A 6,599-nucleotide genomic window follows, 5' to 3' on the forward strand; every position below is an offset into this window, starting at 1 on the left:
CCCCGGAAGGCTCCGCCCATGACCCTCCCCTCCGGTTCTCCCGCCTCCCTGCGCCGCACCCTGGGCCTCGGGGACGCCGTCGTGATCGGGCTCGGGGCGATGATCGGGGCCGGCGTGTTCGTCGCCCTGGGGCCCGCCGCGCGGGCTGCCGGTACCGGTCTGCTGCCCGCCCTCGCGCTGGCCGCCGTGATCGCCTACTGCAACGCGACCGCCTCCGCCCGGCTGGCCGCCCGCTACCCCGCCTCGGGCGGTACGTACGTCTACGGCCGGGAGCGCCTCGGCGCGTTCTGGGGGTACCTCGCCGGGTGGGCCTTCGTCGTCGGGAAGACGGCGTCGTGCGCGGCGATGGCGCTGACCGTGGGGCTGTACGTCTGGCCGGCGCACGCGCACGCGGTGGCGGTCGCGTCGGTGCTGGTGCTGACGGCGGTGAACTACGGCGGCGTCCAGAAGTCGGCGTGGGTGACGCGGGCTGTCGTGGCCGTGGTGCTGGCGGTCCTGGTGGCTGTCGTGGGCGTGTGCCTGGGGGCGGAGGGTGCCGAGAGGTCCGGCGCGGGGCCGGCGGACATCGGGTTCTCCGGTGGGGCGGGCGGGCTGCTCCAGGCCGCCGGGCTGCTGTTCTTCGCCTTCGCGGGGTACGCGCGGATCGCGACCCTGGGCGAGGAGATGCGGGATCCGTCGCGCACGATCCCCCGGGCGATCCCGCTCGCCCTGGGCGTCACGCTGGTGGTGTACGGATGTGTGGCGGTCGCCGTCCTTTCGGTGCTCGGTGTCGACGGGCTGGGCGGGGCGGGTGCTCCGCTGGTGGACGCGGTGCGTGCGGCGGGGGTGCCCGGGCTGGTCCCCGTGGTGCGGGCCGGTGCGGCCGTCGCCGCGCTGGGGTCGCTGCTCGCCCTGATCCTGGGGGTGTCCCGGACGACCCTCGCGATGGCCCGTGACCGGCATCTCCCGGTCGCCCTGTCCGCCGTCCATCCCCGTTTCCAGGTCCCCCACCGGGCCGAACTCGCCGTCGGCGCGGTCGTCGCCGTCCTGGCCGCCACTCTCGACGTCCGGGGGGCGATCGGTTTCTCCTCCTTCGGTGTCCTCCTGTACTACGCGGTGGCCAACGCCTCGGCGTGGACCCTGTCCCCGGCACCGCTCGCGCGCCTGGTGCCGGTGGTCGGTCTCGCGGGGTGTCTGCTGCTGGCGTTCTCCCTTCCTTGGGTGTCGGTGGTGTCCGGGGCGGGGGTGCTGGTGCTGGGCGCGGTGGCGTACGGGGTGCGGCGGAGGTGGGTGGCGGGGAGGGAGTGAGCTCTCAGCGGGCCGATCGCAGAGGCTCGCCGCACGGGGATCCGGTGCTCACGCCGCCCCCGTACGTATCCGGAACTCCGCCCACGGGGCCGTCTCGACGTCCTCGTCCGGCTCCCCGTACCAGCCCTTCTCCTCGACCTGGTCCTCCAGCCACTGGGCGAGGCTCGGTGGGTCCAGGTACCAAGCGCCCTCGGCGTCGACGGCGGCGGGGAGTGAACTCCGGCCCTGGGGCCGGGTGGTGCGGGCCTTCCTCAGCACCCGGGTCAGCGACTGCTCGTGCTCGGTCATGACTTCATCGTGCACGCCGCCACTGACAATCGCCCTGGCCTGTGGACAACCACCCGGCTGTGGACAACTCGCTCACCCCGGAGTGGCTGTCCCGTCCCCGGCAGGGCTCAGCGGGCGCCGAACGGCTCGTCCGTCGGGACGATCTCGCGGCCCAGGGGCATGAGGGAGACCGGGATCAGCTTGAAGTTGGCGATGCCGAACGGGATGCCGATGATCGTGACGCACAGGAGGAGGCCGGTGACGATGTGGCCGATGGCCAGCCACCAGCCGGCCAGGACGAGCCACAGGACGTTGCCGACACAGGACGGCGCACCGGCGTCGCGGCGTTCGACGGTGGTGCGGCCGAAGGGCCACAGGGCGTAGACGCCGATGCGGAAGGCGGCGATCCCGAAGGGGATGCCGATGATCGTGATGCAGAGGAGCAGGCCCGCGCCGAGGTAGGCGAGGAAGAGCCAGAATCCGCTCAGGACGAGCCAGACGACGTTGAGGATGGTCTTCACGACTGGCGACCTGCCATCTTCTCCAGGCGGGCGATCCGCTCCGCCATAGGTGGGTGCGTCGAGAACATCTTGGAGAATCCCTGCCCCGGACGGAAGGGGTTCGCGATCATCATGTGGCTCGCGGTCTCGATCCGGGGCTCGGGGGGCAGCGGAAGCTGCTGGGTGCCGAGTTCGAGCTTGCGCAGCGCGCTCGCGAGGGCGAGCGGATCGCCGGTGAGCTGCGCGCCGGACGCGTCGGCCTCGTACTCGCGGGAGCGGCTGATGGCGAGCTGGATGAGGCTGGCGGCGAGCGGCCCGAGGAGCGACAGCAGGAGCACGCCGATGATCCCGGGGCCGTCGTCGTCATCGGAGCGGCCGATGGGGATCAGCCAGGCGAAGTTCGCGAGGAAGACGATCACCGAGGCGAGCGCCCCGGCGACCGAGGAGATGAGGATGTCGCGGTTGTAGACGTGGCTCAGCTCGTGCCCGATGACGCCGCGCAGCTCGCGTTCGTCGAGGAGGCGCATGATGCCGTCCGTGCAGCACACGGCCGCGTTGCGCGGGTTGCGGCCGGTCGCGAAGGCGTTGGGCGCCTCGGTCGGCGAGATGTACAGGCGGGGCATCGGCTGGCGCGCCTGCGTGGAGAGTTCGCGGACCATCCGGTACAGGGCGGGGGCCTCGAACTCGCTCACGGGGCGCGCGCGCATCGCGCGTAGAGCGAGCTTGTCGCTGTTCCAGTACGCGTACGCGTTGGTGCCGAGGGCGACCAGGACGGCGATGATCAGGCCGGTCCGGCCAAAAAAACCGCCGATGACGACGATGAGTGCGGACAGCCCCCCGAGGAGTACTGCGGTCCTGAGCCCGTTGTGCCGGCGGTGCACGGTACGCCCTCCAGGTCGTGCGGCAGGGGAACCCTTTGCTCGCTGATCTGCGGTCCTTCTGGTGTCACGTCCAGTGGACCCTCCTGTCTGTGTCAACGCCAGACGAGCGCCACGAGTTCCCTCGCGCACGCGGGCAGGCCGGTCGGCCGTCCGGGTGAGGCCTCAGAACAGGGTGGTGTCGGCGAACCGCAGGACCAGCTGGGGCGCCCCGGACAGGACGACGGCGACGGTGGCCGTGAGGGTGAGCGCAGCCGTCAGGGGGACCGGGACGCGGTGCCGTGCGGGCTCTGACTCGGGCGCGGCGAAGAGCAGGGCCGTCCAGCGGAGGTAGTAGAAGAGGGCGATCACGACGTTGACGGCCATGACGACGGCGAGCCAGCCGAGGCCCGCGTCGACGGCCGCCGAGAAGACGGTGACCTTCGCGAAGAGGCCGATGACGCCGGGGGGCAGGCCGGCGAGGCAGAGCAGGAAGAAGGCCAGCAGGAGCGCGGAGAGCGGGCTGCGGGCGTACAGGCCCCGGTAGTCCGTGAGGCGGTTGGCGGGGCTCTGGCGGGCCACCAGGGCGGCCACGGCGAACGCACCGAGGTTCACGGCGGCGTACATCAGCGCGTACGCGAGGGTGGAGCCGACGGCGCGGGCGGCGTCGTCCGTGTAGGCGGCGGAGGCGATCGGTACGAGGAGGTAGCCGGCCTGGCCGACGGAGGACCAGGCGAGGAGGCGTACCGCGCTGTACGCGCGCGTGGCGTGCTGGCGCAGGGCGGCGGCGTTGCCGACGGTCATGGTGAGCGCGGCGAGCCCCGCGAGGGCGGGGCCCCAGACGTCGCCGTACGAGGGGAGGGCGACCACGGTGACGAGGATCAGGCCGGAGAGGCCGACGGCCTTGCCGACGACCGACAGGTAGGCGGCGATCGGCAGGGGCGCGCCCGCGTACGTGTCGGGGACCCAGAAGTGGAACGGGACGGCGGCCGTCTTGAAGGCGAAGCCGACGAGGGTGAGGACGACGCCCGTCTGGGCGAGGGTGTGGAACTGGCCGTCGATGTCCTGGATGCGTTCGGCCACCTGGGTGAGGTAGAGGGTGCCTGTCGTGGCGTACACGAAGCTGATGCCCAGGAGGCTGACGGCGGTGGCCGTGACGGACGACAGGAAGAACTTCAGGGCCGCTTCGGAGGAGCGCTTGTCGCCGTGGCGGATGCCGACCAGCGCGAACGCGGGCAGGGAGGCGACCTCCAGGGCGACGACCAGGGTGGCGAGGTCGCGGGAGGCGGGCAGCAGGGCGGCGCCGGCGGCCGAGGACAGCAGCAGGAACCAGTACTCCCCCGCGGGCAGGGTCTTGCGTTCGTCCTTGAGGGCGGTGACGGACAGGAGGGCGGTCAGGAGGGCGCCGCCGAGCACCAGGAACTGGACGACGAGGGTGAAGCGGTCCGCCGTGTAGCTGCACGCGCGCGGGTCGCCGACCGCGCAGAAGGTGGCGTGGTCGCCGTCCAGGAGGGGCAGCAGGAGGACCGCGGCAGCGGCGAGGCCGACGACGGAGAACCAGCCCAGGAGGTGCTTCTTCGCGTCCGGGAGGAACAGGTCGGCGACCAGGACGGCGAGGCCGGCGACGGCCGTGACGGTCGGCGGGGCGATCGTGAGCCAGTCGACCGACTGGACGACGGACTGCGCGAGGGCGCTCATCGGGGGCCTCCTGCGAGGAGCTGCTGCACGGCCGGGTCGGTGAGCCCGAGGAGGGCCTTGGGCCACAGGCCGCCGACGACGGTGAGGACGACGAGCGGGGTCCAGGCCGCGAACTCGTACGCGCGCACGTCCGCGAGGTGCGGGGCGTCCTGCGGGACGGCGCCCATGCACACGCGCCGGACGACGAGCAGGAGGTAGGCGGCCGTCAGGAGGGTGCCGAGGGCGGCGATCGCCGTGAACGTCAGGAAGGCCGGGCGGCTGAGGTCGCTCGCGGGGTCGAAGGCGCCGAACAGGGCCAGCATCTCGCCCCAGAACCCGGCGAGTCCGGGCAGTCCGAGGGAGGCGACGGCGGCGAACGCGAGGAGCCCGCCCAGGCGCGGCGCACGGCCGTACAGGGCCGCTCCGGTCTCCCGGGCGAGGGTGTCGAGGTCGGTGCTGCCGGTGCGGTCCTTGAGGGCGCCGACGAGGAAGAACAGCAGGCCGGTGATGAGGCCGTGGGCGATGTTCGCGAACAGGGCGCCGTTCACGCCGGTCGGTGTCATGGACGCGATGCCCAGCAGGACGAAGCCCATGTGGCCGACGGAGGAGTAGGCGATGAGGCGTTTGAGGTCGCCGTTCGCGCCGGGCCTGACCAGGGCGAGGCAGGCCAGGGAACCGTAGACGATCCCGACGACGGCGAAGGCGGCGAGGTAGGGCGCGAAGGTGCGCAGGCCGTCCGGGGCGACGGGCAGGAGGATGCGGACGAACCCGTAGGTGCCCATCTTGAGCAGGACGCCGGCGAGCAGGACCGAGCCGGTGGTCGGGGCGGCGGTGTGGGCGTCGGGGAGCCAGCTGTGCAGAGGCCACATCGGGGTCTTCACGGCGAGCCCGAGACCGATCGCCAAAGCGGCGGTGACCTGCACGGATGTGGTCAGGGACCGGCCGTTGTCAGTGGCGAGTGCGACCATGTCGAACGTGCCCGCTTTCACGCCGATCAGGAGCAGGCCGAGGAGCATGACGACGGAGCCGAGCAGCGTGTAGAGGATGAATTTCCAGGCCGCGCGGGTCCGGTCCTCGCCGCCCCAGCGGGCGATGAGGAAGTACATCGGGATGAGGACGGTCTCGAAGGCGAGGAAGAACAGGAGGAGGTCGAGGACGGCGAAGGTGGCGAGGGTGCCGCCTTCCAGGAGGAGCAGCAGGGCGACGAACGCCTTCGGGGACGGGCCCGTGGGCGGCTTGCAGTAGGAGTACAGCGCGCACAGGAAGGTCAGCAGCGCGGTCAGGACCAGCAGCGGGAGGGAGATGCCGTCGATGCCGAGGTGGATGCGTACGTCGAGCGCGGGGATCCAGCTGATGTCGGTGCTGGCCTGCATCGTCGAGGGGTGGTCGTGGTCGAAGCCCAGCGCGAGGGCGATCGCGGCGGCCAGGACGGCGCCGGTGACGGTCACGCCGTGGCGCAGCACCGCCTGGTCCGGTGACTTCCCCTTCAGCCCCGGCGGGGCGGGCAGCAGGGCGGTGACGGCGCCGAGGAGCGGTCCGGCGACGGTGAATGCCAGAAGGAACTGCATCACGGACTCGTTGATACCGATCACGGCCGCTCACCCTCCCGAGGCGACGAGAAGGACGGTCACCGCGAGGACGACGGTGCCGGCGAGCAGGGCGCTCACATAGGTCTGGACGTTGCCGGTCTGGGCCCGCCGTACGGCGGTGCCGAGCCAGCGGGGCAGGGCGGCGGCGCCGCCCACGTAGGCGTCGACGACCTCGCGGTCGAGGAAGCGGACCAGGCGCGCGGCGGACTGGACCGGGCGGACGAACAGGGCGTCGTAGACGGCGTCCAGGTGGAAGCCGGTGGCCGCGTGGCGGTGCAGGGGGCCGAGCAGCAGGCGTCCGGGGTCGGCGGGGTCCTGGGCGGCGGCGACGCTCCCGTACGCGGGCGCGTGGCTGGCGATGGCCTCGGCCTCGACGGTGGCCGCGTCGCCGTCCGGGTGGGCGGCGACCGCGCCGAGGGGGA

Annotated in this window: 6 protein-coding genes and 1 pseudogene; 1 reads left to right on the top strand and 6 read right to left on the bottom strand. The window is 72.5% G+C overall.

Features of this window, described 5'->3' with window-relative positions; translation table 11 throughout:
- Window positions 1–18 precede the first annotated feature (18 nt).
- Window positions 19–1,287, top strand: a complete 1,269-nt coding sequence (locus AOK24_RS27875; RefSeq protein ID WP_055722812.1) for an APC family permease — start codon at window positions 19–21, stop codon at window positions 1,285–1,287.
- A 48-nt stretch (window positions 1,288–1,335) separates the two neighbouring features.
- On the opposite strand, the gene AOK24_RS27880 is transcribed toward AOK24_RS27875, so the two are convergent.
- From AOK24_RS27880 to AOK24_RS27905, 6 genes and pseudogenes are all read right to left on the bottom strand, one after another.
- Complete coding sequence (locus AOK24_RS27880) at window positions 1,336–1,575, bottom strand: hypothetical protein (RefSeq protein WP_055722813.1); 240 nt, start codon at window positions 1,573–1,575, stop codon at window positions 1,336–1,338.
- A 107-nt stretch (window positions 1,576–1,682) separates the two neighbouring features.
- Window positions 1,683–2,075, bottom strand: coding sequence for a YccF domain-containing protein (locus tag AOK24_RS27885; RefSeq protein ID WP_055722814.1), 393 nt, complete (start codon window positions 2,073–2,075; stop codon window positions 1,683–1,685).
- Window positions 2,072–2,935, bottom strand: coding sequence for a zinc metalloprotease HtpX (htpX, locus tag AOK24_RS27890; RefSeq protein WP_055722815.1), 864 nt, complete (start codon window positions 2,933–2,935; stop codon window positions 2,072–2,074). Before htpX ends, AOK24_RS27885 begins: the two co-directional genes overlap by 4 nt.
- Window positions 2,936–3,097: 162 nt before the next feature.
- Complete coding sequence (locus tag AOK24_RS27895) at window positions 3,098–4,609, bottom strand: NADH-quinone oxidoreductase subunit N (RefSeq protein ID WP_055722816.1); 1,512 nt, start codon at window positions 4,607–4,609, stop codon at window positions 3,098–3,100.
- Entirely contained in the window at window positions 4,606–6,180 is a 1,575-nt protein-coding gene (locus tag AOK24_RS27900) for an NADH-quinone oxidoreductase subunit M (RefSeq protein ID WP_055722817.1), read from the bottom strand. Before AOK24_RS27900 ends, AOK24_RS27895 begins: the two co-directional genes overlap by 4 nt.
- Before the next feature lie 6 nt (window positions 6,181–6,186).
- A pseudogene (locus AOK24_RS27905) lies at window positions 6,187–6,599 on the bottom strand (NADH-quinone oxidoreductase subunit L); the annotation flags it as partial.

Origin of the sequence: Streptomyces niveiscabiei, from assembly GCF_001419795.1 — a bacterium.
GTDB classification, from domain to species: Bacteria; Actinomycetota; Actinomycetes; order Streptomycetales; family Streptomycetaceae; genus Streptomyces; species Streptomyces niveiscabiei.